Origin of the sequence: Micromonospora sp. WMMD998 (assembly GCF_029581235.1) — a bacterium.
GTDB lineage: Bacteria > Actinomycetota > Actinomycetes > Mycobacteriales > Micromonosporaceae > Micromonospora.
In genome coordinates, this window is the sequence record NZ_CP120740.1 from 101,462 (window position 1) to 126,063 (window position 24,602).

Consider the following 24,602-nt stretch of genomic DNA (forward strand, 5'->3'; position numbering starts at 1 on the left):
AATCTTGCCGAGAGTGCGCCGCCGTCCGCCCTCGGACCCGACGAAGGGACCGCACCGCATGAAGGCAACACCGCTCAGAGCCGCCGCGCTGGCCGTGGCCCTGCTCGGCGCGCTTGTCACCGCCACCCCGGCACACGCCGCGACGAAGCCGACGACAACCACGAACTCCACCGACTGCGTGACGGATCCGGCCACCCCCAAGCGCCAGTTCCGGGCCATGTGGATCGCCTCGGTGACGAACATCGACTGGCCGAGCAAGGACTCGTGGACCGCCCCGGACCAGGTCGCCAAGCAGAAGGCGGAATACCTGGGCTGGCTGGACCTGGCCCAGAAGCTCCACCACAACGCCGTCGTGGTCCAGGTCCGACCGACCGCCGACGCGTTCTGGCCCTCGCCGTACGAGCCGTGGTCGGAATACCTGACCGGGGTGCGCGGCAAGGACCCGGGCTGGGACCCGCTGGCCTTCCTGGTCGCCGAGTCACACAAGCGGAACCTGGAGTTCCACGCCTGGCTCAACCCGTACCGCGTCTCCATGCCCGCGCCCGGCGGCGCCGGCGCCGACCTGTCCCAACTCGCGCCGGACAGCCCGGCCCGGGCCCACCCGGACTGGGTCTTCGCCTACCCGCCGGCGGGCGTCGCCGGCAGCCGGCTCTACTACAACCCCGGCATCCCCGAGGTCCGCGAGTTCGTCCAGACCGCGATGATGGACGCGGTCAAGCGGTACGACGTGGACGGCGTGCACTTCGACGACTACTTCTACCCCTACCCGAGCGGCACCTACCAGGTGCCCGACGACGCCACGTTCGCGCAGTACAACCGGGGCTTCACCGACCGGGCCGACTGGCGGCGGGACAACATCGACCTGCTGATCCAGGAGATGAACGCCAAGATCAAGGCGGCCAAGCCGTGGGTGAAGTTCGGGGTCAGCCCGTTCGGCATCTGGCGCAACGCCTCCGCCGACCCGAACGGCTCGGACACCACCGGCTCGCAGTCGTACGACATCATCTCCGCCGACACCCGCAAGTGGGTGAAGGAGGAGTGGATCGACTACGTCGTGCCGCAGCTCTACTGGTACATCGGCCAGTACCCGGCCGCCGACTACGCCCGGCTGGTGCCGTGGTGGGCCGAGCAGGTGCGCGGCACCCACGTCCAGCTCTACATCGGCCAGGCCGACTACAAGAGCGGCGAACCGGCGTACGGGTCGTACTGGATGAACCCGCGGGAGTTGTCGGACCACCTGACGTTGAACCGGTCGTACCCGGAGGTGCTCGGCAACGTGCACTTCTCGGCGGTGCAGGTCCGGGCGAACCGGCTCGGCGCGACCGACATCTACGCGGCCGAGCACTACTCGCGCCCGGCGCTGGTGCCCACCATGACGCACCTGCCGCACAAGCCCCTGCTCTTTCCGGTGGTCACCAAAGCCCAACGGGAGGCGGACGGGGTGCGGCTGAGCTGGCGGCAGCCCGCCGACGGCAAGGGCCCGCTCGGCACCGCCACCTCGTACGCGATCTACCGGTTCGACGGCCTCGGCCTGCCCGGCCGGTGCGACCGCGCCGACGCGGGCCACCTGGTCGGCACCGTCCGGGCCACCGGCGGCGGCACCCAGTCCTGGGTGGACGAATCCGCGGTCGCCGGCAAGCGCTACACCTACCAGGTGACCGCGCTCGACCGCCTGGCGAACGAGAGCCCGGCGAGCCTGCCCCGCTTCGTCCGCTGACAGGCGGTGGATGTCCCCGGGTCGCCACGGCGGCCCGGGGCATTCGTCTGATTGGGCGGATGTCAGCGAGCGGCCCTCCGGGCCATCCCCCCAGGTCAGCCGCTTGATTGACACTTCTCGACATCCGGAGACCCCGGAGGAGACCCGTCCCGACGGAGGTACCCATGTCCCGTCGCCTCGCCACCACCCTCACCGCCGGCCTGCTCATCCTGCTCACCCTGCTCGGCCCGGCCACACCGGCCGCCGCGGCGGTGAGCACCCAGCAGAAACTCGCGGTGCTCTCCACCTGGACCCAGACCACCGCCGCCAGCTACCACGCCTGGAACGGCGCCCGGCTCAACCGGACGCCCTGGACCGAGTACGGCTTCGACTGGTCCACCGACTACTGCTCGTCCAGCCCGGACAACCCACTCGGCTTCGCCTTCGGCCTCTCCTGCTACCGGCACGACTTCGGCTACCGCAACCACAAGGCCATGGGCATCTTCCCGGCCAACAAGTCCCGCCTGGACAGCGCGTTCTACGCGGATCTCAAGCGGGTGTGCGCCACCTACAACGCGATCGTCCGGCCCGCCTGCTACAGCCTCGCCTGGACCTACTACCAGGCGGTGAGCGTCTTCGGCTCGCTCGCCGCGGTGCGGCAGGCCGACCTGGACCGCGCCGCCCGACTGAAGGCCGACGCCGAACACCACGCCGCCCCCCGCCCCTGACCCCCGCCCGACCCGCCCGACCCCCTCGACCCGCTGTTTCACGGAAAGAGTCGTTACCCCGGCCCGGATAGCCACTGTTTCCGTGAATCAGCGCGCAGGGGGTGGGGTGGGGTGGGCGGGGTGGGCGGGTGGGGTGAGGTGGGTCAGCCGGCTGTGCTGTGCGGCTCCGGGGCCGGTTGGGACGTCGGGCGGCCGAACCAGAGCGAGTCGGCCGTCAGGTCCGGGTGCTCGACGTGCAGCGCCAGCGCCGCCGCCTCGTCCAGCCGCAGCCCGGCGCCCGCGCCGTACGCCGCGTCGAACGCCTCGTCGCCCAGGGCCCGGCGCAACTCCGCCTGCCGGGCCAGCCAGTATGGCTCGTAGATGCCGGGGGTGGCCCGCAGGCTCGCCCGGGTGGCCTGCGCCGCGCCGAAGAGCCGGGCCGCGGCCACCGCGTCGCCGGCCAACGCGCAGCGCACCGCGATCGCGTTGATCGTGTCGCAGGCCCGGCCCAGATAGCCGTGACTCATCCGGGACCGCAGCGCCACCAACAGGTGCTCGTGCGCCGCGACCAGGTCACCCCGGGCCAGCGCCACCATGCCGAGCAGCATGTCCACCGAGCGGCGACCCCGCTCCACCGGGCGGGCCGCCTCCACCGGACGGGCCGCGCCGAGCACCTCGGCCGCCTCGTCCAGCGCGCCCCGACGCCAGAGCAACTCGGCGAGGTTGTAGACGGCGAGCAGCGCGTCACCGACCACATCCTGCGCGTACGCCCAGTCGATCACCTCGCGGCAGACCCGTTCCGCCTCGGCGAACTGCCCCATGTCGACGAGCGGCGCGGCGCGACCGGCCAGCACCCGGGCCAGCAGCCCCAGGTCACCGGCCTGCCGGGCGGCTGCCTCGGCCCGCTGCGAATAGCGCAGCTCCTCGGCAAACTCCCCGTCGGCGCCCGCGTGCAGCGAATGCATGTGGTACGCGGCGGCCAGCTCGGCCTCCGGGATGTCCTCGCCGGTCTCGGCGATCCGGCCGTAGAGCCGGAACAGCCACAGCCGCCCCTCCCGGGCCAGTCCGCGCTCCCGCCACCACTGGTCCAGCCCGCCGGCCAGGTGCAGCCCCGACCGGGCGCTGCCCCCGGTGGCGCACCAGCGCAACGCGGCCCGCAGCTCCCCGGCGAGCGGGTCCAGCGCGTAGAGCGAGAGGGTCACCGGTCGGCCGTCCGGACTCAGGTGCGCCCGGTCCAGCGCGTGCCGGGACCAGGCGACGTGCCGGTCCCGGGCCGCCTGTTCCTCGCCCGTCTCGATCAGCCGGCGGGCCGCGTACGCCCGGATCGGGTCCAACATCCGGTAGGTGCTGCCCGAGGCGTGCGGTTCGGCCAGCACCATCGACTTGTCCACGAGCACCGACAGCGGGTCCAGCGGATCCTCGTCCAGCAGCCACTGCACGGTCGGCAGGTCCACCGGGCCGGCGAACACCGCCATCCACCGCAGCAGCCGCGACGAGCGGGCGCCGAGCGTCCGGTACGACCAGGTCACCGTGGCCTGGATGGTCAGGTGCCGCTCGCTCGCCGACCGCTGCACCGCCCGGGACGCCGGAGTCGGCGGGGCGGACCCGGTCGCGGCGGCCACCAGGTCGACGGTGTCCTGCTGGTTGCCGCTCCAGCCGGCCTCCACCGGTGGCGGTTCCGCCGACTCACGCCCCGCGTCCAGGGTGCCCATCATGTCGTCGAGCCGCTCCGCCAACTGCCCGGCGGACAGCACCCGCATGCGCGCCGCGGCCAGCTCGATGGCGAGCGGCAACCCGTCCAACCGGCGCACCACCCGGTGCAGGTCCGCCTGCTCGGTCGGGCCCGGCGGCCGACCGCCCCGGGCCGCCGCCGTGCGCTCCAGCAGCAGGGCCACCGCGTCGCTCGCGCCGCTGCCCGGCTCCTCGTCCACCGACAGCGGCGGGATCCGCCACACCACCTCACCGGGTACGCCGAACGACTCCCGGCTGGTCGCCAGCACCCGCACGCCCCGGCCGCCGGCGAGCAGCCGGCTGATCACCTCCGCCGACGCGGCCGGCTGGGCGTCGCAGGTGTCGAGCACCACGAGCATCCGGCGGGGCGCCGCGTACTCGACCAGGGTGTCGACCATCGGCCGGCCCGGTTCCGGGCGGAGGCCGAGCACGGCGGCGATCTCGAAGGCGACCAGCCCGGGGTCAGTGACGGCGGCGATGTCGACGAACCACACCCCGTCCGGATAGTTCTCGACGATCCCGGAGGCCAGCTCCACCGCCAGCCGGGTCTTGCCCGCGCCGCCCGCGCCCAGCACGGTCACCAGCCGGTACGCCTCGACCAGCCGCCCCAGCTCGGCCCGCTCGAAGTGCCGCCCGACGAACGAGGTGGACTGGGTGGGCAGGTTGTGGGCCGCCGCGTCGGCGGTGCGCGGGCGCGGGAACCGCCGCTCCAGCCCCGGTGCGACGAGCTGGAACAGGCGCTCCCGGTCGTCGAAGCCGCGCAGCCGGTGCAGGCCGAGGTCCAGCAGGGACGCGCCGTCCGGCAGCGGGTCGGCGTGCCGGGCGGTGGCCGCCGAGCAGAGCACCTGACCGCCGTGCGCGGCGGCGGCCACCCGGGCCGCCCGGTGCACCTCGGGGCTGGCGTACTCGCCGTCGCGCGGCTCGGCGTAGCCGGTGTGCAGCCCCATCCGCACCCGGGGGATGGCGTCCGGGTTCGGCCACTCGTGCCCGGCGAGCGCCCGCTGCGCGGTCAGGCACGCCTGCACGGCCGCCGCCGCGTTCGGGAAGGCCAGGAAGAACGAGTCGCCCTCGGTCAGCAACTCCGCCCCGTCCGTGCCGGCGAGCGTGTCGCGCAGCAGCCGGCGGTGCTCCCGCAGGACCGGTCGGTAGACCGGGCCGAGCATCCGGGCCATCCGCGTCGAACCCTCGATGTCGGTGAACACGAAAGTCACCCACCCGCTGGGGAGGTGGATCCGTGGCGACATACGTCGAACCTCCGCCCGCTGACGTCGGGTTCATGCTGCCCTATGATCGCGTCGTCACGCATCGTGAGAACGGACGGGCACATTCCGACCAAAGGTTCCCACAGACGACGTGCGCCCGGTCGAGCGGCGGTGGGTCAGCAGCCGCAGGCGCCGCCGCAGCAACCCCCGCCCGGGGCCGGCGTGCCACCGACCGGACCGGCCCCACCTCGACCGGTGAACGCCACGGTGGAGAGCAGCTTCACCGTGTCGGCGTGACCCTGGGGGCAGGTGGCGGGGCGGCCCGCCTCAGCCATCGGGCGGTTGACCTCGAAGGTGTCGCCGCAGGCGCGACAGCGGAACTCGTACCGGGGCATGCGGTAAGCGTACGGCCGGGCCTGACGCCGTCGCACGGATGGGTGATACTCGACGGGTGGTGGACGGCGAACGGCGACCGACGATCCGGCCCCTGCGACCCGCCGCGCCGCCCGACGGCGACGCCGGGCCGGTCCCCCGCCCCCGGCGGGACGAACCCGCCCCTCCGCCGACGACGACCACACCCGGGGCCGCGTCCACAGCGGAGCCCACGACAGCGGAGCCCACGACAGCAGAGCCAGCGGCGACAGAGCCAGCGGTCAAGTCCACAGCGGCGGAGCCCACGGCGGCAGAGCCCGCAGCGGCCGAACCCGCACCGGTCAAACCCGCGGCGGTCGGAGGGCGGCGTCGGCGGCTGCCGTTCGCGCACGCCGGTCGGGTGCGCCCGCGGCAGCTCGCGGTGGGCGCGGCCCGGGCCACCCGGGCGTGGGCGCGCCGGCCGAGCGGGCGCACCGCACTGCCGGCGCTGTTCTTGCTCGCCCTGGTCGGGGCCGCCGTCGCGGCCGGCGCGGTGCTCGTGCCGGCGGCCGTCCGCAAGCCGGAGCCGGTCGCGGTCGGGGCCACCAGCGCCGCCCCCGTGCAGAGCGTGCCGCAGACCGGCGCCGTGCCGGGCGTGACGGCGGTGCCCGGCCCGAGCGGCCTGCCCGGCACCGCCGGTCCGACCGGCTCACCGCCGGCCGGCGGCGCGACCGCCGGCCCGGCCCTGCCGACCGGTCGCCCGGCCGACGCGCTGACCGGGTGGGCGCAGCGGGTCGGCGTCACCACCGGAATCCCGGCGACGGCGTTGCAGGCGTACGGCTACGCCGAACTGGTGCTGGCCCAGACCCACCGCAGTTGCCAACTGAGCTGGACCACGCTCGCCGCCATCGGCTTCGTCGAGTCCCGGCACGGCACGGCCGGCGGCGCGACCCTGCGACCCGACGGCCTGACCTCGAAGGAGATCCTCGGCGCCCGACTCGACGGTCAGGGTGGCCGCTCCCGGATCCTCGACACCGACCAGGGCCAGCTCGACGGCGACAAGACCTTCGACCGGGCGCTCGGGCCGATGCAGTTCATCCCGAGCACCTGGCAGGAGATCGGCGCGGACGCCGACAACGACGGCGTGAAGAACCCGCACGACATCGACGACGCGGCGCTGGCCGCCGGCGAATACCTGTGCAAGGCCGGCCGGAACATGACCATCCCGGGCGACTGGTGGGGCGCCATCCTGTCCTACAACGACGTGCGGCGGTACGCCCAGGAGGTCTTCGAGAAAGCCGACGAGTACGGGCGCACCAGCGGCACGTGACGTGACGACGCGCGCACATTCGCGGCCACAACCCTTCCCCCGAGCTGCGGTTGACGGCAAGCTAGACGGGTGATGGTGCGCGAGTGGGACCCTCGGACAGCGTCGTCCGCCGAGATCACGTCACTGCTGGACACGCTGAACGCGGTCCTGGCGGCTGATCTGCCGCAGGATCCGCCCTGGCGGGTGAGCTTCCTGCGGGAATACCTGTCCGAGGTGATGCCCGGCGAACGCCGGATCTCCTGGGTCGCCCAGGAGGATCCGGCGCCGGACGGCAGCCCCGGCCCGATCGTCGGGCACGTGCACGTGCTGCTGCTCGGCGGGATCGGCGTGCTCGAGGTGCTGGTGCATCCGGCGCTGCGGCGCACCGGGCTCGGCCGCGAGCTGGTGCGGGTGGCTGCCCGCCGGGTCTGGGACGAGGGGTTCCAGTCGATCGGCGTGGAGGTGGTCGGTGACACCCCGGCCCTGGCCTTCTACGAGGCGCTGGGCTTCACCCGGGAATACGTCGAGACCCGCAGCGTGCTCGACCTGAGCGGGGTGGACTGGCCGGCTCTGACCGAGATGGCCACCGAGGTGAGCGCGGGCTACCACGTCGAGTTCTGCCCGGGCGGGCCGCCGGACGAGCTCATCGAGGCGTACGCGCGGGCCAAGGCCGAGGTGCGCGACATGGACGACGGCGAGCTGCGCCCCAGCTCCTACGATCCCGAGCGGCTCCGTGACAGCCTCGCCACGCTGCACCGGCGGGGCATGAAGCCGTACATCGTGCTGGCACTGCACGAGGAGAGCGGCGAGGTGGCCGGGCTGACCGAGGTGGTGGTGCCGGCGCAGCACCCGACGCGGGCCGACCAGTACGACACCATCGTGGTCGGCGAGCACCGCGGTTTCGGCATCGACCGGGCCATCAAGGCGCGGATGCTGCTGGAGCTGCGCTCGGCCGAGCCCGAGGTGGCCGAGGTGCAGACCTGGAACGCGCAGGCCAACGAGTCGATGCTCAAGGTCAACGCGGAGCTGGGCTACCGGCCGGACCGCGACTGGTGCGAATACGGTGTGGACGTCGCCGAGCTGGTGCACCGGCTGGACAGTCACCGCTGACGCCTGTTCACCAAACGGCTGCCCGGGGGATGGACGACGGACGGCCACGACCCTTAACGTGCGTTAGTTCCCGACCACCCCATCGTGGAGGCTCCATGCGCCCGCGCCGCATACTGGCCGTGCTCGCGACCACCGCCGCCGTCACCGCCACGGCGATCGCGGTCGCGCCCCCCGCGGCCAGCGCCGCGCCCACCGACCTGTTCATCTCCGAATACGTCGAGGGGTCGTCCAACAACAAGGCCGTCGAGCTGTTCAACGGCACCGGCGGCCCGGTCGACCTGGCCGCCGGCGGCTACCAGCTCCAGATCTTCTTCAACGGCGCCACCACCTCGACGAACGTGGCGCTGAGCGGCACGGTCGCCACCGGGGACGTGTTCGTCTTCGCCGCCTCGGCGGCCACCTCGACGATCCTCGCCCAGGCCGACCAGACGTACGGCGGCTCGCTGTTCAACGGCGACGACGCGATCGTGCTGCGCAGGGGCGAGACGGTTGTCGACTCCCTCGGCCAGGTCGGCGTCGACCCGGGCAGCGAATGGGGCAGCGGGCTCACCAGCACGGCCGACAACACGTTGCGCCGGTTGCCCTCGGTGAGCGCCGGCGACACCGACCCGACGGACCCGTTCGACCCGGCCGCCCAGTGGGCCGGCTTCGCCACCGACACGTTCGACGGGCTGGGCAGCCACGCCGTCGACGGCGGGGGCCCGGTCGACCAGCCGCCGACGCTCACGTGCGGCGGCGCGCTCGTCCTGGAGGCGGGCGCCACCGCGACCCGCGAGGTGACCGCCACCGACGCCGACGACACCGTCACCGACCTCGCCGTCACCGGGGTCGCCCCGGCCCCGGTGAGCGGCTCGATCAGCCGTACCGCGTTCACCCCCGCGGCCGGGGTCGGCGGCACGGCCCGTGCCACGCTGACCGCCACCGGCCTGCCGGCCGGCGGCTACACGGTCACCGTGACCTCGACGGACGTCGAGGGCGGCACCGCCACCTGCACGCTCGCCGTGCAGGCCACGAGCATCCTGTCGGTGGGCGAGGTGCAGGGCCGCACCACCGACGACGAGAGCGGGCGCACCGACCGGTCGCCGCTCGCGCCGGCCACCGGAAACAGCACCAGCCCGACGTTGTACGACGTCCGCGGCGTGATCACCAGCAGGTCCCTGACCCGCAGCTCCGCCGGGGCCGACCAGTGGGGTTTCTATCTCCAGAGCCGGCTCGGCAGCGAGGACGGGGACCCGCTCACCTCGGACGGCCTCTACGTCTTCATGGGCTCGTTCACCACCCTGATCGGCGGCTACGCCCCGACCGTCGGCGACGAGGTGGTGGTGCGCGGCCGGGTCTCGGAATACTTCGACCAGACCCAACTCTCCGGCGCCTCGCTGGTCCGCAAGCTCGACTCGGGGCTCGACGTGGACTCCGTGGTCCGGGTGACCGACGCGGTCCCACCGGCCGAGGCGGACGCCGCCGACCTGTTCTGGGAGCGGCACGAGGGCGAGCGGATGCGGGTCCGCGCCGGCAGCGGCGTCTCCGCGCCCCGGCACATCTACGCCTCCACCGCCGACTCGGAGGTCTACGTGCTAGACCGCGAAGACCCGATCATGAAGCGGTCCGACCCGTACGCCCGTCGGGTGTTCCGCGACGCGCACCCGCTTGACGACATCCCGGGCACGCTCTTCGACAACGGCAACAACCAGCGGATCCTGCTGGGGGCCGGTGGCGTGAAGGCGACCGCCGGTGACTCCGGCGCGCTGCTGCCCGAGGCCCGCACGTTCGACACCCTGACCGAGGACGCCTACGGCTCCGTCTCGTACGCGTTCAGCAAGTACAGCGTGCAACCCGAACAGCTCACCCTCACCGGTGGAGCGGACCCGGCGGAGAACCACCCACCGCGCCCGGCGGACCGGAACAGCGAGGTGGCGGTCGCCACCTACAACGTGGAGAACCTGTACGACTACCGGGACGACCCGTTCGACGGCTGCGACTTCGCCGGCAACAGCGGCTGTCCCGGCGTCAGCCCGCCGTTCGACTACGTGCCGGCCAGCCCGGAGGCGTACGCCGCGAAGCTGGCCACGCAGGCCCGGCAGATCGTCCACTCGCTGCACAGCCCGGACCTGATCCTGGTGCAGGAGGCCGAGGACCAGGACATCTGCTCGGTGGTCGACGGCAACCTGACCTGCGGCGACAGCAACGACGCCGACGGCGCGCCGGACACGGTGCAGGAGTTGGCGCTGGCCGTCGCGGCAGCCGGCGGACCGGCCTACGCCGCCGCGTACGACCGCACCGGCGCGGACGCCCGGGGCATCGCCTCGGCCTTCCTCTACCGCACCGACCGGCTGACGCTGGCCGCCGCGACCCCCGGTGACCCGCTGCTGGGCTCCACGCCGACCGTCCAGTATCGATCGGCCGCGCTGCCGTCCAACGCGGACGTGCAGAACCCGAAGGCGTTCAACGCGGTGCTGCCGGCCGACGTCGACACGTCGACCGGGGTGGACGGCAGCAACGTCTACACCCGCGCGGCGCAGTTGGCCCGGTTCACCGTGAAGGCGGCGCCCGGCTCGGCCGAGCGGTTCACGCTCTGGGCGGTCGCCAACCACTTCTCGTCCGGCCCGGACAGCCGGGTCGGGCAGCGCCGCGAGCAGGCGGCGTACGGGGCCGCGCTGGTGCGGGCGGTCGAGGCCACCGACCCGAACGCGCGGGTGGTCTACGGCGGTGACCTGAATGTCTTCCCACGCCCGGACGACCCGATCGCGACCGGGCAGAACCCGACCCCGTCGGACCAGCTCGCCCCGCTCTACCAGGCCGGCCTGCACAACCTCTGGGACGACCTGGTCGCGGACGCTCCGGAGTCGGCCTACTCGTACACCTTCAGCGGGCAGGCGCAGACCCTGGACAACATGTTCGTCAACGACCCGATGCACGACGACCTGGTGCAGGTGCGTACGGCGCACATCAACGCCGACTACCCCACCGACGCCGCGGATCTGGGTGACCGGGGCGCCAGCGACCACGACCCGCAGGTGGCCCGGTTCGCCTCGCGTGCCGCGCTGCGGGTGGCCGACACCTCGGTGACCGAGGGCGACAAGGGCACCAGCACGATGACGTTCACGGTCACCGTGTCCCGTCCGCTCTCCGAGCCGGCCCTGGTCTGCGCGTCCACCTTCGGCACCACGGCCCGGGCCGGCTCGGACTACGACCCGTACGTGGGCTGCCGGGTCCTGGCCGCGGGCCGGACCTCGATCGCCTTCCCGGTCACCGTGCGCGGTGACCGCAAGCGGGAGGCGGACGAGCGGCTCACGCTGTACGTGGCCGGGGTGCCGGGGCTCCGGCTCGCCGACCCGTCCGCGGTCGGGACGATCCTGAACGACGACTGAGCGACACTGCCCGCTGCGGCCCGTCACTTCGCTCACCAGCGGATCGGCGGGCCGCCGCGGTATCCGCACCGCTGCGGGTCCTTCGGGGGCGGCACGTTGCGGTATTTGGCCACCCGCACCTCCCACTGGCTGCGGCGTCGCAGGGCGTCCCGGACGGCCCGGTCGCGGTAGAACGTCTCGGGCGGCCGGGCCAGCCCGTACTTGTCGGCCCACCACTCCCCCGGCTCCGGATCGGTGACGATGTCGAGGTGGGACGGATATCGCCGCTCGGCGCCGTCACGCAGGTCGGCCCGGTCACGCATCGGCTTGAGCACCGTGCCGGCCTCGTCGACGACGACGAGCCGGAAGCCGGCCGTACCCACGATCCGCGACAGCATGGCGAGACTGGGCGCCAGGGTGCCCGCCTCGATCCGCCCGACGGTGGTCGGGTGCACCCCGGCGAACCGGGCCAGCTCGCGTTGGCTGGCGTCGGCGCGACGGCGGACCGCACGGACGATCCCGGCGGCCGGAAAGGGAATGTCGAAGGGCTCGGTGAGCAGCGCCGGCGGCTCATCCGCAGCCGGCGCGGCGGTCACCTCCGGCACGGTGGCCCCTTCGCCGGGGGCGGTGGCCGCCTCGGGGGCGGTGGCCGCCTCGGGCGCGGCGTCGGCGGTGTCGGTCACCCCGCCACGCTCGCGCCTCCACGGGCACCCCGGCAACCCGGTCCTCCCCGACTGTGGAAAACCCGGCATCCGCCGATCGATCCATCACGACCCGCCGGGCACGCGGCCCGAAAAGCAGTCACAGAGCGTCAACGTCACTCACGGTGACGCGCACCGACTGTCGTGACGGTCGATACGCCACGACCAATGCCTCCAATAGTTCAAATGGGACAGCTTTGCGCGTCCACCGACCTCACCTCTCGCTGACTTTGCTCTGCAGCCACCGACGCAGCAGACACCATCGGTTACTGCTGACTCGGTGGCTGCAGAGCAAAGTCTGGGGAGGACGAGGTCCACAGGCGAGGGCAATGTGACTCTCCGTCACAATAGACTGCAGCAGATCGAGCGGGACGCACAGGGCCATCGGACAGGGCCAGGATGGCCGGCCGAAGCTGGTGACCAATGCACGAGAGCGGGATACCGCATCGCACGTCACGACAGAGCACGGGCGAGCAGCGGGGACCGGCGCGGTGGGCTGCGGCACGTGGGCGTATCGGGCACATGGCTGGGGAGCGCGCAGGCCGCACCGTGCGACGCAGGGTGGAGACCGGAGTCGGAGGACGGCCGGCGCGGCGGCTGGCGGGGTCGCGACGGGGCGGTGGCGGGGTGAGGCGGTGGCGGGGCGGCGGGGTGGCGGGGCAGCAGGGCGTCAGTTACCGGGTCACAGGTCGCAGAGCCGGCGACCGGAGCGGATGTCGTCGAGTGCGGTGTGCAGCTCGGCGATCCGCCGTTCCGCCTCGGCGGTCAACCGGTCGTGCAGCCGTTGCCAGTCGGCCAGGGCCGGCTCCGGAGGCAGGGCCGCGAGCAGATCGCGGATCTCACCGACGGTGAGGCCGATCCGCTGCGCCACCCGGGCGACCCGGACCCGGCACGCGGCGTCCGGACCGAACCGGCGCTGGTTACCGCTGGTGCGACTGGCCGCGATCAGGCCCTGCCGCTCGTAGAAGCGGATCGCGGAGCCGCTGGCACCGCTCTCTCGGGCCACCTCGCCCACCGTCAGCATGGTCATCGCCCACTCCCCCACGAGCGCTTGACTTCAACAATTGTTCAAGTCTTAGCGTCCATCCCATGACGACGCAAGAGACGACCCAGGAATCACCGCTCACCCTCGCCGTGCTCGTCGGAAGCGTTCGCCAGCCCCGGATGGGTCGGATGATCGCCGATTGGTTCGTCGACCACGCCGGCCGTCACGACGGCCTCCGCACCGACCTGGTCGACCTCGCCGAGGTGCCGCTCCCGCTCGCCGACACCCCGCCCGGCGGCAACCCGGCCAGCCCGATCGCCGGTCGTCTCGGTGCCGCCGACGCCTTCGTCGTGGTCACGCCCGAATACAACCACAGCTTCCCGGCGGCCCTGAAGAACGCCATCGACTGGCATCACCGGGAGTGGGTGGCCAAGCCGGTCGGGTTCGTCTCGTACGGCGCCGGCTCGGGCGGGATCCGCGCGGTCGAGCAGCTCCGGCTGGTCTTCGCCGAGCTGCACGCCACCACCACCCGCAGCGGCGTGGTGCTCACCGCGCCGTGGGAGCGCCTCGACCGGCAGGGGCGGCTGGTCGCCGACGGGCCGCTGCAGCGGGCCGCCGACGCGACGCTCGGCGAGCTGACCTGGTGGGGCGAGGCGCTCCGGGCCGCCCGCCGGCGCCGGCCGTACGGTCAGTAACGCTGGCGGAGGAGCTGGGCCGCCTCGACCGCCCAGTAGGTGAGGATGATCTGCGCCCCGGCCCGGCGGATCGAGGTGAGCGTCTCCAGCATGACCCGCTCCCGGTCGACCCAGCCGTTGGCGGCGGCGGCCTCGACCGTCGCGTACTCGCCGGAGACCTGGTAGGCGGCGACCGGGACGTCCACCGCGGCCCGGACCGCCGCCACCACGTCGAGGTAGGGCAGCGCCGGCTTGACCATCACCATGTCGGCGCCCTCGGCGACGTCCAGCTCGACCTCGCGCAGCGACTCCCGCAGGTTCGCCGGGTCCTGCTGGTAGGTGCGCCGGTCGCCGTCCAGCGCCGACTCCACCGCGTCGCGGAACGGGCCGTAGAAGGCCGAGGCGTACTTCACCGCGTACGCCAGCACCGAGACGTCCCGGTGACCGGCGGCGTCCAGGGCCTTGCGGACCACGCCGACCTGGCCGTCCATCATCCCGGACGGCCCGACGACGTGGACCCCGGCGTCGGCCTGGGCGACCGCCATCTCGGCGTACGCGGCGAGCGTCGCGTCGTTGTCCACGCCGCCGTCCGGGGTGAGCAGGCCGCAGTGCCCGTGCGAGGTGAACTCGTCCAGGCAGAGGTCGCTCATCACCACGGTGGCGTCACCGACCTCGGCGATCACGTCCCGGATGGCCACGTTGAGGATGCCGTCCGGGTCGAGGCCGCCGGAGCCGGTCTCGTCCCGCGTCGCCGGCACCCCGAACAGCATGATCCCGCCGACCCCGGCCTGGACCGCCTCGACGGCCGCCTTGCGCAGCGAGTCCCGGGAGTGCTGAAGCACCCCCGGCAGCGACGCGACGGCCCGCGGCTCGGTCAGCCCCTCCTTGACGAACATCGGCATGACCAGTTCGGCCGGGGCGACGCGGGTCTCGGAGACCAGCCGCCGCACGGCCGCGTTGCGGCGCAGCCGGCGGGGCCGGATCTCGGGGTACGGCATGAGGGGTCCTCCTGTCAGCGGAACCTCAGGGCGGTCGGCCCCTGCACCTTCGAGCCGCGGCGCTGCTTCGCCGGCATGGCGGCGAGCTTCTCGCGCAGCTCGACGGCGTAGGCGGCGAGCGCCTCCACCAGGTCGGGCACCGAGGCGTGCGGCGGCTGCACGTCGACCCGCAGGCCGAACTCCGTCGCGGTCTCCGCCGTCTTGGGCCCGATGACGGCAACAACGGTACGCGCGTGCGGCTTCCCGGCGATGCCGACCAGGTTCCGGACGGTGGAGGACGAGGTGAACAGCACCGCGTCGAACCCGCCCGACTTGATCGCGTCGCGGATCTCGGCCGGCGGCGGTGCCGCCCGGACGGTCCGGTACGCGGTCACGTCGTCGACCTCCCAGCCCCGCTCGGTGAGGCCGGCGGCGAGCGTCTCGGTGGCGATGTCGGCGCGGGGCAGCAGCACCCGGCCGACCGGGTCGAGGATCTCGTCGTGCGGGGAGAACTCGGCCAGCAGCCCCTCCGAGGACTGCTCCCCCGCCGGGACCAGCTCCGGCTGGATGCCGAACGCGCGGACCGCGTCGGCGGTCGCCTCACCGATACAGGCGATCTTGACGCCGCCGAAGTGCCGGGCGTCCAGCCCGTGCTCGGCGAACTTCTCCCAGACCGCCCGGACCGCGTTCACCGACGTGAAGATCACCCAGGCGTACCGGCCGTCGACCAGACCCTTGACCGCCCGCTCCATCTGGGCCGGGGTGCGCGGCGGCTCGACCGCGATGGTCGGCACCTCGCAGGGGATCGCCCCGTACGCGCGCAGCCGCGCGCTCATCGCGCCGGCCTGCTCCTTGGTGCGGGGCACCAACACCTTCCAGCCGTACAGCGGGCGGTTCTCCCACCAGCTCAGCTTGTCGCGGTCGGTGACGCCCGTGCCGACGGTGAGCACGACGCGGCCGGTGAAGCCGAGTGCCGCCGCGACGAAGGAGTCCACGCTCGACGTGGTGGTGTACTGCGTCTCGCCGGTGCCGTCGCCGGTCACCCCGACCGCGGTGGCGCCGTCGACCCCGGCGGCCAGCAGCCCGTCCCGGACGGCGGCCAGGTCACCGGCGTCCACCGCGAGCGCCAGCGAGCCCCGGCCCACGGCCGCGGCGAGCGCGTCGAAGTCCAGCGCGGCGACGTCCTCGACGTCGGCGGCGGTGCGCACGCCCGGCAGCGGGACGCCCGCGTACGTGGCGACGCCCTCCGCCTGGCCGACGCCCGGCACCACCTCGAAGTGGGCGGCGGTGCGCGCCACCGCCTGCACCTCCTTGACCACCGAGTCGTGGCCGAACGGGTCGCCGGCCACCAGGTGCACGGCGTTCTGGCCGGAGCGGGCCGCGGAGATCAGCACCTTCGCCACGTCCCCCGGCACGCCCTCGGCGGGGCTGAACTCGGCGTCGGACCGGGCCTGGGCGCGGACGTGGGTCAGCAGCGACTCGGGGACTCCCCGGTCGTACACCACGTGGTCGGCCTCGACCAGGGCGTCGAGCGCCCGGCGGGTCAGCAGGCCCGGGTCGCCGGGGCCGGCCCCGACGAAAGCGATCCGGCCTACGGGCTTACGGGTGCGGGTCATTCTGTGCTCCCAAGTTGCTGGGTCCCCGGGCCGGCGTGTCCTTCTTGGCCGAGGATCGAGTCGGCGCCGAGTTCGAGGAGTTCGGCGGCGAGTGCCTTGCCGATCTCCGCCGCGTCGGCGGGCGTTCCGGTGCGGGACAGCCGGAGGTCACGGGAACCGTCCGGGCTGATCACCGCACCGCGCAGGTAGATCTCCTCACCGGTCTCACCCTCGGCGAGCTCGCCGTAGGCGGCCACGGGTGCGCTGCACCCGGCCTCCAGGGTGGCCAGCAGTGCCCGTTCCGCGGTGACCGCGGCGCGGGACGGCGCATGATCGAGCCGCGCCAGCAGCTCGATCAGGTCCTGGTCGTCGGCCCGGCACTCGACCGCGAGCGCGCCCTGTGCGGGCGCCGGCAGCATGAGCATCGGGTCGAGCGTCTCGGTGATGACGTCGGCGCGGCCGATCCGGGCGAGCCCGGCCCGGGCCAGCACGACGGCGTCGAAGTCGGCGTCCGGGCCGAGCACCCGGCCCACCCGGGAGTCGACGTTGCCCCGGATCGGGGTGACCTCGAACTGCATGCCCAGCGCGTGTAGCTGGGCGATCCGGCGCAGGGCGCCGGTGCCGATCCGCGCGCCGGGCGGCAGCTCGGCGAGGGTACGGCCGCCGGTGGCGACAAGCGCGTCCCGTGGGTCCTGCCGGGGCGGCACGGCCGCGATGTGCAGGCCGGGCGCCGCCGCGGTGGGCAGGTCCTTGTACGAGTGCACGGCGAAGTCGATCTCGCCGGCGGTCAGCGCGTCCCGCAGGGCGGACACGAAGACGCCGACACCGAGCCGCTGCACCGGGGCGGTGGAGCGGTCCCCGGCGGTCACCACCTCGACCAGCTCGACCGGGCGGCCGGTGGCCGCGGTGAGGGCGTCGGCGACGTGGCCGGACTGGGCCATCGCCAGGACGCTGCCCCGGGTGCCGAGGCGCAGGGGGGCGGTCATCGCGCACCTCCGGAGGTCGGGACGTCGGCCGCGTCGAACGACGACCGGCCGTCGAGGTCGGTGGCGACCACGTCGGGGACGGTGTCGACCGGTGACGTCTGTGGCACTTCCAGGTCGAACAGCTCGCGCAGCAGGGCCGCGTACTGGTCGCCGCCGGGTTCGGCGGCGAGCTGGCGGACCCGCACGGTCGGCTGGTGCAACAGCCGCTGCACCACCCGGTGCACGGTGCGGGCGACCTCGGCGCGCTGGTCGTCGCTGAGGTCGGGCCGGCGCTGACCGAGCCGGCGCAGCTCGGCGGTGACCACGTCGTCGGCCCGGCCGCGCAGGGCGGCCACGGTGGGTGCCACGTCGGCCCCGCGCAACCAGCTCAGGAACGCCTCGACCTCACCGGCCACGATCCGGCCGACCTCGGCCGCGTCGGCGGCGGCCGGCCCGTCCGCGAGCACCGCGGCCATCCGGTCGATGTCGATCACCTCGACGCCGGGCAGCTCGGCGACGCCCGCCTCGACGTCGCGCGGGACGGCGAGGTCGAGCAGGACCAGCGGGGGCCGGTCGGCGTCCCGGCGGGCGAGCGCCCGGCTCACCACGTCCCGGGTGAGCACCGGCTCGGTGGCGGCGGTCGCGGCGACCACGATGTCCACCGTGGGCAGTGCCTCGACCAGCTCGGCGATCGGCACGGCGGTCGCGCCGTAGGACTCGGCGAGGCGGACGGCGCGGGCGGCGCCCCGGTTGGTGACGGCGACCGGACCGGCGCCGAGCCGGGACAGGGTGGCCACGCCCAGCGAGCCCATCGCCCCGGCGCCGACCACCATGGCGGGTCGCCCGCTCAGGTCACCGTCGAGCAGGTCGGCGGCGAGGCCGAGGGCGGCGGTGACGACGCTCTGCCCGGCCCGGTCGATGTTCGTCTCGGTGTGCGCGCGCTTGCCGACCCGCAGAGCCTGCTGCATCAGCTCGTGCAGCAGCCGACCGGCGGAGTCGGCGCCGCCGGCGCAGTGGTAGGCGTCGCGGAGCTGGCCGAGGATCTGCGCCTCGCCGACCACCATGGAGTCCAGCCCGGCGGCGACCCGGAAGACGTGGTCGACGGCGGCGGCGTCGTAGTGCACGTAGAGGTGCGGGGCGAGCGCCGACGGCGGGCAGTCGGCCTGTTCGGCCAGGACGGCGCAGATGTCACCGAGCCCACCGTGGAACCCGGAGACGGTGGCGTAGACCTCCACCCGGTTGCAGGTGGAGACGAGGACGGCCTCGGCGACGTACGGCTGGGCGACGAGGCGGTCCAGCGTGCGGGTGAGGTCCGCGGGCGGGACGGCCAGTTGCTCAAGCGTGGCGACCGGGGCGGTGCGGTAGGACGCGCCGACGACGAGCAGTTTCACGTGCCGATCGCCTCCTGGGTGTCGGTGGCGGCGAGCCCGCCGGGCAGGGCGGTGAGGGCGGTCCCGCCGGTCAGCGACGCCTTGCGGTGCTCGTGGAAGGACAGGATCTGCAACTCGATCGCGAGGTCGACCTTGCGCACGTCGACCCCGTCCGGCACCGAGAGTACGCACGGCGCGAAGTTGAGGATGCTCGTCACGCCGACGGCGACGAGTTGGTCGGCGACGGCCTGGGCGGCGGGCGCCGGGGTGGCGATCACGCCGATCGAGATCGACTCCTCGGCGACGACCTGGGGCAGCTCGTCGGCGTGCCGCACGACCAGCCCGTTTATCTGTTCGCCGACGCGGGACGGGTCGGCGTCGAGGAGCGCGGCGATCCGGAACCCGCGGCTGGCGAAGCCGTCGTAGCCGGCCAGGGCGTGACCGAGATTACCCACCCCGACCAGGGCCACCGCCCGGCACTGGGTGAGCCCGAGCACCGAGGAGATCTGATCGATCAGCAGCGCGACGTCGTAGCCGACGCCTCTGGTGCCGTACGAGCCGAGGTGGGACAGGTCCTTGCGGAGTTTCGCCGAGTTGACGCCGACCGCGCTGGCCAGGCTCTCACTCGACACGGTCTCGTGACCGGCGTCGGCGAGCGCGTGCAACGCGCGCAGGTATTCCGGGAGCCGGGACACGGTCGCCTCGGGCAGCTCCGGAAGCGCCGGTACGGCACCGGTGCGGCCGGGCGCGCCGGGTGGACGGTGCTGACTCATGAGACTCCGTGCGGTGCGATCCTCGACCAGCGTCGGAGGCCGGTCGTTTCGGGACTCCCGCTGGCGACCGTTGTTGCCGGCTGTGCTAGCAGGGCGCGTCGGAACTACAGAGTAGGCGCTTGTGAAGAGGTGCACAAATCGCGATCTTGATGACTCGCGACGCCACTCCACCTGCCCCTCCATTCTCACAAGATCGATCAACCGCGCTCCCCTGGTGGCGCGCGGCAATTATTGCTCAATCCAGACTTCTCTGACCAATCGCGCGCGCCCGGTAGCGCTCAGTCACCGGCACGGCGAGGCGCTTCTCACGTTCCCGGTAGGGAGAACCCCACCCCGGATGCACCGGCGCGCGGGATGGGCCGGCCGGGTCCGCGCTCCTAGCCTCGAACCATGACCGCCATGCCGTCGGCCGCCGCGCCCGCCCCCTCGTCGCCCGTCCGGGGCCTGCTCCGCCAGCTCGGGAACGACACCGGGTACGTGATCTTCAGCCTTCCGTTCGCGATTGTCGGATTCGTGCTCGTCATCGCGGGGATCGCACTCACCGCCGGGCTGCTGGTCACCACGCTCGGCCTGCCGGTCCTCGCGGGCCTGCTGTACGCGGCCCGCGGGCTGGCCGACCTGGAACGGCTCCGGCTCCCCGGCGTGCTCGGCCGACCCCGGGTCCGCCCGGTCTACCTGACGCCCCGCCGTGGCGCCCGGTTCTGGCGGCGGGTGTTCACCCCGATGCGGGACCCGCAGTCCTGGCTCGACCTGCTGCACGCGTTCCTCCGGTTCCCGGTGGCCCTGCCCACATTCGTGATCATGGTGGTGTGGTGGGCGGTGGCGCTGGCCGGCCCGTTCTACGGCCTGTACGACTGGTCCATCCCGCGCGGGCCGGACGACCAGCACCTGAGCTATTTCCTCGGGATGGGTGACGGGGCCGGCGCGCGGATCGCGCTGAACACCGCGATCGGGCTGTTCGCGCTCTTCACCCTCCCCCTGGTCGCCCGCGGGCTGGCCCGGATCCAGGCCGGCCTGGCGTACTCCCTGCTCACCGGCGTGGCCGAGATGCGGCAGCGGATCATCACGCTGGAGGAGCAGAAGCGGGCCGCCGCCTCGGCCGAGGCGGTCGCCCTGCGCCGGTTGGAGCGGGACATCCACGACGGGCCGCAGCAGCGCCTGGTCCGACTCGCCATGGACCTGGGCCGGGCCCGCCACCAGCTCGCCGCCGACCCGGAGGCGGCCCGGCGCACCCTGGACGAGGCGGTCACCCAGACCCGGGAGACCCTCGACGAGCTGCGCGCCCTCTCCCGGGGCATCGCGCCACCGATCCTGGTCGACCGGGGGCTACCCAGCGCGCTCGCCGCGCTCGCCGCCCGCGCCCTGGTGCCGACCGAACTGCTCGTCGACGACGAGCTGGGCCGGGCCGGCGGCCGGCTCGACCCGGGCCTGGAGAGCACCGCGTACTTCGTGGTGGCCGAGGCGCTGACGAACGTCGCGAAGCACAGCCGGGCCAACGCCTGCCGGGTGGAGGTGACCCGGAAGGTGGGCCGGCTGGAGATCACCGTCACCGACGACGGGATCGGCGGCGCCCACCTGGCCAAGGGGCACGGGCTCAGCGGCATCGACGACCGGGTGCGGGCCGCCGGCGGCACCCTGGAGGTGGCCAGTCCGGCCGGCGGGCCGACCCGGATCCACGCCGAGCTGCCCCGGTGACGCCGGCCGGAGGCAGCGCGGTGGAACCGGACGTGATAGACACCGGACCCATGCGGGTGGTGATCGCGGACGACGCCGTGCTGCTCCGGGAGGGGCTGGTCCGGCTGCTCACCGAGTTCGGGCACGAGGTGGTGGCCGCCGTCGGCGACGGGGACGCCCTGGTCGAGGCCGTGGTCACGCACCGGCCGGACATCTCGGTGGTGGACGTGCGGATGCCGCCGTCGCACACCGACGAGGGGCTGCGCGCGGCGGTGGAGGCCCGCCGCCGGGTGCCGGGCACGCCGGTGTTGGTGCTGTCGCAGTACGTCGAGGTGTCGTACGCCGACGACCTGCTGGACACCGCGGGCCGCGCCGGGGGCGGGATCGGCTACCTGTTGAAGGACCGGGTGGCCGCGATCGACGAGTTTCTGGACGGGCTGGCCCGGGTGGCCGGCGGGGGCACGGTGCTCGACCCGGAGGTGATCAGTCAGCTCCTGGTGCGGCGCCGGCGCAACGACCCGCTGGCGGCGCTGACCCCGCGCGAGCGCGAGGTGCTGGCGCTGATGGCCGAGGGCCGTTCCAACACCGCCGTCGCCCGCGCCCTGGTGATCAGCGACGGCGCGGTCGAGAAGCACGTGCGCAACATCTTCACCAAGCTCGACCTGCCGCCGGACGCCACCACCCACCACCGCCGGGTGCTCGCGGTCCTGGCCCACCTGCGCGCCTGACCCCGGTCAGGGCAGGGTGCGTGCCATCCGTACCGCCGCGGTGAGGGTGTCGGCCACCGGGTGACCGCTGGCGCGCAGCGTGGCCGGGTCGGAGATGCCACCGGTGTAGAGGACGCAGGCGCCGCCGACCGAGGTCGCCGCGTCCGCGTCGTCGAGTGAGTCACCGATCAGCACCACGTCCGGACCGTCGAGCCCCAGCTCCGCGAGGTGCTTCTCCAGCCACTGCGCCTTGTGCCCGCCGCCGACCGCGGCGCGCAGACCGTCCACGCGGCGGAAGTGCGGGGTCAGCCCGTACGTGTGCACGGTGGGCACCAGCTCGTCGTGGAACCACATGGACAGCAGCGACTGGCCGCCCGGCCAGGCGGCGATCGCGGCGGTGGCGTCGGCGGCCAGCGCGCAGCTTGTCAGCCCGGCCCGGTAGGCGTCGTGGAAGATCCGGTCGAGCGCGCCGAACGCCTCGTCGTCGACCGCCCGGCCGAGCATCTCGGCGTAGTAGTCGGCGATCGGCCGGCGGAACCGCACCCGGTGCTCGTCGGCGCTGACCGCCCGGCCGCCAGCGCTGGCGAACGCCACGTTCGTGGCCCGCACCACCAGGTCGAGGTCGTCGAGCAGGGTGCCGTTCCAGTCCCACACCAGGTGGCGGCGCGTCCTCGTCACCCCAGCACCATAGTTCAGAGCTGCGGGGTGGTCAGATCCCGCAGCAGCCGGTCCTCCTCGACCCGCCAGTATCCGTGCTCCTTGCCGTCGAGCAGCACCACCGGCAGCCGGTCGCCGTAGTCGCGCTCCATCTCGACGTCACCTGTCACGTCCTTCTCCACCCAGCGGTCGCCGGTGACCGCCACCACCCGGTCGAGTGCGGCCTTGGCGTCCTCGCAGAGGTGACAGCCGGGCCGGGTGATCAGGATGAGCCGCGGGTCGCTGGACATCGGGTGCCTCCTGCGGTGCTCGGTCGGCGTCGACGGCGGGTCGGGCGTGAACCGGCTCAGATTACGCGCCGGCACCGACGGGCCGGCGGCCCGCGCCACATACGCAACTAACAGTGGATGGGAATCCCGAAAGTGGGAGCTGGATCTTCGCGAGCCACCGGGGCGCGTTCCGGACCGACCGGCCGAGCCACCGCCACGACACGCCGAGCGGAAAGAAAATTGGGTCCGACCTGGACTTCCCTCGAAACCAGGCTCGGACGCGGAAGTCAACCACGGGCGACGGACAACCGGTCCGCCGGCAGTGCCACCGGGCGGGAAATACTTCCGCTCTGTGTAACGGACTTGCCACGCGCGGGTGACGTTGGGCCTATCATCACTCGGGTCGGCGCACCCCATTTGCCGTGAGTCGACACCCCTCAGCCCGAGGAGGCCCCCGTGCCCGTGAGCGCATTGGACCAGCACCTCAAGGGGATCTGCCGCCCGTCGGCACGTCCCGGACCGGCCGCGCCCCACCGGGTCGTACCCGACCCCGCGGCGACGCCGGGGCGCCCGGCGCGGTCGCTGCCCACCTGGACCGGGGAGGCACGGTGACCACGTTCGGTTACGCGGAACGGCCGGCCGGAGTGGTCGGCCCGAGCCAGCGGAACCCGCTCAACGAGCGCGCCGATCCCGCCCCACGCCCCGACGGCCTGCTCGCCGTGCGCGGCGAGGGACGGCGGACGCGCAGCCGCGCGCACCACGGCAACGAGGCGCCCGTGCGCCCGGCGCTGCCCGGCGGCAACGCGAAGCCCGCCGCCGGCCGCCTCGGCGCGCCGGCCCGCCCCGTCCCGCCGACCCAGGCCCGGCGCGGCGACGCGGCGACGAGCGCCGAACCCTCGGCAGCCGAGACCGCCGTGTTCCCCACGGTGGCCGCCGGCGACACCGCGGTGCTGCCGGCCGTCCCGACCGCCACGCCGGCCACCGGCTTCCCGAGCCGCCCCGACCCGTCCGACCCGGCCACCGAGGTGTGGACACTCGTGGAACGGGCGCAGGCCGGCGAGGCCGAGGCGTTCGGCCTGCTCTACGACAGGTACGTCGACACCGTCTTCCGGTTCGTCTACTTCCGGGTCGGCAACCGCCAACTCGCCGAGGACCTCACCTCCGACACGTTCCTGCGGGCGCTCAAGCGGATCGGCAGCTTCACCTGGCAGGGTCGCGACCTGGGCGCCTGGCTGGTCACCATCGCCCGCAACCTGGTCGCCGACCACTTCAAGTCCGGGCGCTACCGGCTGGAGGTGACCACCGGTGACGTCCTCGACGCCGACCGGGAGGACCGCGGCCCGGAGGGCAGCCCGGAGGCGGCGGTGGTCGAGCACATCACGAACGTCGCCCTGCTCACCGCCGTCAAGCAGCTCAACCCGGAGCAGCAGGAGTGCATCGTGCTCCGGTTCCTGCAGGGCTTCTCGGTGGCCGAGACGGCCCGTGCCATGGGCAAGAACGAGGGCGCCATCAAGGCCCTGCAATACCGGGCGGTGCGGGCCCTGGCCCGGCTGCTGCCCGACGGCTTCCAGGGCTGACCAACGGCAGATCCCCTCACCCACCGGCGCGGGCGCCGGTGGGTGGCGTGTGCCCGACACGCTCCGCGTTCGCCATCACACCCGGTGATTTCGCCCCCGAACCGGCCGTAACCGGCGACCGCCGCGAACCGTTTCTCCGGGTGCGACCAGTGGTTGTCCCGGCGTCCCCCGGGCCACCCGGTCCGGCGGGTCAGGTCGGCCGTTCCGGTCGGCGCTGTGCCACAC

Annotated in this window: 20 protein-coding genes; 9 read left to right on the plus strand and 11 right to left on the minus strand. The window is 73.6% G+C overall.

Annotated features, from left to right (window positions below; genetic code table 11):
- The first annotated feature begins 58 nt into the window (after nucleotides 1–58).
- On the plus strand, nucleotides 59–1,717 hold the full coding sequence (locus O7619_RS00480; RefSeq protein ID WP_282284970.1) for a family 10 glycosylhydrolase: 1,659 nt from the start codon (nucleotides 59–61) through the stop codon (nucleotides 1,715–1,717).
- Nucleotides 1,718–1,881: 164 nt separating this feature from the next.
- Nucleotides 1,882–2,424: a phospholipase gene (locus O7619_RS00485; RefSeq protein WP_282284971.1), complete on the plus strand. Its 543-nt coding sequence runs from the start codon at nucleotides 1,882–1,884 to the stop codon at nucleotides 2,422–2,424.
- A 143-nt stretch (nucleotides 2,425–2,567) separates the two neighbouring features.
- Here the strand turns inward: O7619_RS00485 and O7619_RS00490 are convergent, their stop codons facing one another.
- Together O7619_RS00490 and O7619_RS00495 are read right to left on the minus strand one after the other, a co-directional pair.
- Nucleotides 2,568–5,378, minus strand: a complete 2,811-nt coding sequence (locus tag O7619_RS00490; protein ID WP_282284973.1) for an adenylate/guanylate cyclase domain-containing protein — start codon at nucleotides 5,376–5,378, stop codon at nucleotides 2,568–2,570.
- 134 nt (nucleotides 5,379–5,512) lie between these two features.
- Nucleotides 5,513–5,731 carry a zinc ribbon domain-containing protein gene (locus O7619_RS00495; RefSeq protein ID WP_282284975.1) on the minus strand — a complete coding sequence of 73 codons (219 nt, stop codon included), beginning with the start codon at nucleotides 5,729–5,731 and terminating at the stop codon, nucleotides 5,513–5,515.
- Between the two features lie 56 nt (nucleotides 5,732–5,787).
- Here O7619_RS00495 and O7619_RS00500 point away from each other — a divergent pair, with 56 nt between their 5' ends.
- From O7619_RS00500 to O7619_RS00510, 3 genes are all read left to right on the plus strand, one after another.
- Nucleotides 5,788–7,017 (plus strand): lytic murein transglycosylase, encoded by a 1,230-nt coding sequence (locus O7619_RS00500; protein ID WP_282288995.1) that lies wholly within the window; start codon nucleotides 5,788–5,790, stop codon nucleotides 7,015–7,017.
- A 72-nt stretch (nucleotides 7,018–7,089) separates the two neighbouring features.
- The gene (locus O7619_RS00505) at nucleotides 7,090–8,106 is read left to right on the plus strand and encodes a GNAT family N-acetyltransferase (protein WP_282288996.1); all 1,017 of its coding nucleotides are present in this window, start codon (nucleotides 7,090–7,092) and stop codon (nucleotides 8,104–8,106) included.
- A gap of 95 nt (nucleotides 8,107–8,201) precedes the next feature.
- Complete coding sequence (locus O7619_RS00510) at nucleotides 8,202–11,474, plus strand: lamin tail domain-containing protein (RefSeq protein ID WP_282284976.1); 3,273 nt, start codon at nucleotides 8,202–8,204, stop codon at nucleotides 11,472–11,474.
- A gap of 32 nt (nucleotides 11,475–11,506) precedes the next feature.
- Here O7619_RS00510 and O7619_RS00515 read toward each other — a convergent pair whose 3' ends face one another.
- Nucleotides 11,507–12,136: a helix-turn-helix transcriptional regulator gene (locus O7619_RS00515; protein ID WP_282284978.1), complete on the minus strand. Its 630-nt coding sequence runs from the start codon at nucleotides 12,134–12,136 to the stop codon at nucleotides 11,507–11,509.
- A 700-nt stretch (nucleotides 12,137–12,836) separates the two neighbouring features.
- The gene (locus O7619_RS00520) at nucleotides 12,837–13,184 is read right to left on the minus strand and encodes a MerR family transcriptional regulator (RefSeq protein WP_282284980.1); all 348 of its coding nucleotides are present in this window, start codon (nucleotides 13,182–13,184) and stop codon (nucleotides 12,837–12,839) included.
- Between the two features lie 59 nt (nucleotides 13,185–13,243).
- On the opposite strand from O7619_RS00520, the gene O7619_RS00525 reads away from it, so the two are divergent.
- Nucleotides 13,244–13,834, plus strand: a complete 591-nt coding sequence (locus O7619_RS00525) for an NAD(P)H-dependent oxidoreductase (protein ID WP_282284981.1) — start codon at nucleotides 13,244–13,246, stop codon at nucleotides 13,832–13,834.
- Here O7619_RS00525 and hemB read toward each other — a convergent pair.
- From hemB to O7619_RS00550, 5 genes are read right to left on the minus strand one after another with little or no spacing between them, the layout of a single operon-like run.
- Nucleotides 13,828–14,811: a porphobilinogen synthase gene (gene hemB, locus O7619_RS00530; RefSeq protein WP_282284984.1), complete on the minus strand. Its 984-nt coding sequence runs from the start codon at nucleotides 14,809–14,811 to the stop codon at nucleotides 13,828–13,830. The two genes, O7619_RS00525 and hemB, sit on opposite strands and share 7 nt — an antisense overlap.
- A 14-nt stretch (nucleotides 14,812–14,825) precedes the next feature.
- Nucleotides 14,826–16,406, minus strand: coding sequence for a uroporphyrinogen-III synthase (locus tag O7619_RS00535; protein WP_282284985.1), 1,581 nt, complete (start codon nucleotides 16,404–16,406; stop codon nucleotides 14,826–14,828).
- Complete coding sequence (hemC, locus tag O7619_RS00540; protein ID WP_282284986.1) at nucleotides 16,403–17,371, minus strand: hydroxymethylbilane synthase; 969 nt, start codon at nucleotides 17,369–17,371, stop codon at nucleotides 16,403–16,405. The genes O7619_RS00535 and hemC overlap by 4 nt, the downstream gene beginning before the upstream one ends.
- Nucleotides 17,368–18,741, minus strand: coding sequence for a glutamyl-tRNA reductase (locus tag O7619_RS00545; protein ID WP_282284987.1), 1,374 nt, complete (start codon nucleotides 18,739–18,741; stop codon nucleotides 17,368–17,370). Before O7619_RS00545 ends, hemC begins: the two co-directional genes overlap by 4 nt.
- Nucleotides 18,738–19,493 (minus strand): redox-sensing transcriptional repressor Rex, encoded by a 756-nt coding sequence (locus O7619_RS00550; RefSeq protein ID WP_282284988.1) that lies wholly within the window; start codon nucleotides 19,491–19,493, stop codon nucleotides 18,738–18,740. The genes O7619_RS00545 and O7619_RS00550 overlap by 4 nt, the downstream gene beginning before the upstream one ends.
- A 390-nt stretch (nucleotides 19,494–19,883) precedes the next feature.
- Here O7619_RS00550 and O7619_RS00555 point away from each other — a divergent pair, with 390 nt between their 5' ends.
- Together O7619_RS00555 and O7619_RS00560 are read left to right on the plus strand one after the other, a co-directional pair.
- A complete protein-coding gene (locus O7619_RS00555) occupies nucleotides 19,884–21,188 on the plus strand; it encodes a sensor histidine kinase (protein WP_282284989.1) in 1,305 nt (434 codons plus the stop codon).
- Nucleotides 21,189–21,238: 50 nt separating this feature from the next.
- Nucleotides 21,239–21,895 carry a response regulator transcription factor gene (locus tag O7619_RS00560; protein WP_282284990.1) on the plus strand — a complete coding sequence of 219 codons (657 nt, stop codon included), beginning with the start codon at nucleotides 21,239–21,241 and terminating at the stop codon, nucleotides 21,893–21,895.
- 6 nt (nucleotides 21,896–21,901) lie between these two features.
- On the opposite strand, the gene O7619_RS00565 is transcribed toward O7619_RS00560, so the two are convergent.
- Together O7619_RS00565 and O7619_RS00570 are read right to left on the minus strand one after the other, a co-directional pair.
- Complete coding sequence (locus tag O7619_RS00565; RefSeq protein ID WP_282284991.1) at nucleotides 21,902–22,552, minus strand: HAD hydrolase-like protein; 651 nt, start codon at nucleotides 22,550–22,552, stop codon at nucleotides 21,902–21,904.
- Nucleotides 22,553–22,566: 14 nt separating this feature from the next.
- A complete protein-coding gene (locus tag O7619_RS00570) occupies nucleotides 22,567–22,821 on the minus strand; it encodes a glutaredoxin family protein (protein WP_282284992.1) in 255 nt (84 codons plus the stop codon).
- A gap of 587 nt (nucleotides 22,822–23,408) precedes the next feature.
- On the opposite strand from O7619_RS00570, the gene O7619_RS00575 reads away from it, so the two are divergent.
- A complete protein-coding gene (locus O7619_RS00575) occupies nucleotides 23,409–24,377 on the plus strand; it encodes an ECF subfamily RNA polymerase sigma factor, BldN family (RefSeq protein ID WP_282284993.1) in 969 nt (322 codons plus the stop codon).
- Nucleotides 24,378–24,602: the final 225 nt, after the last annotated feature.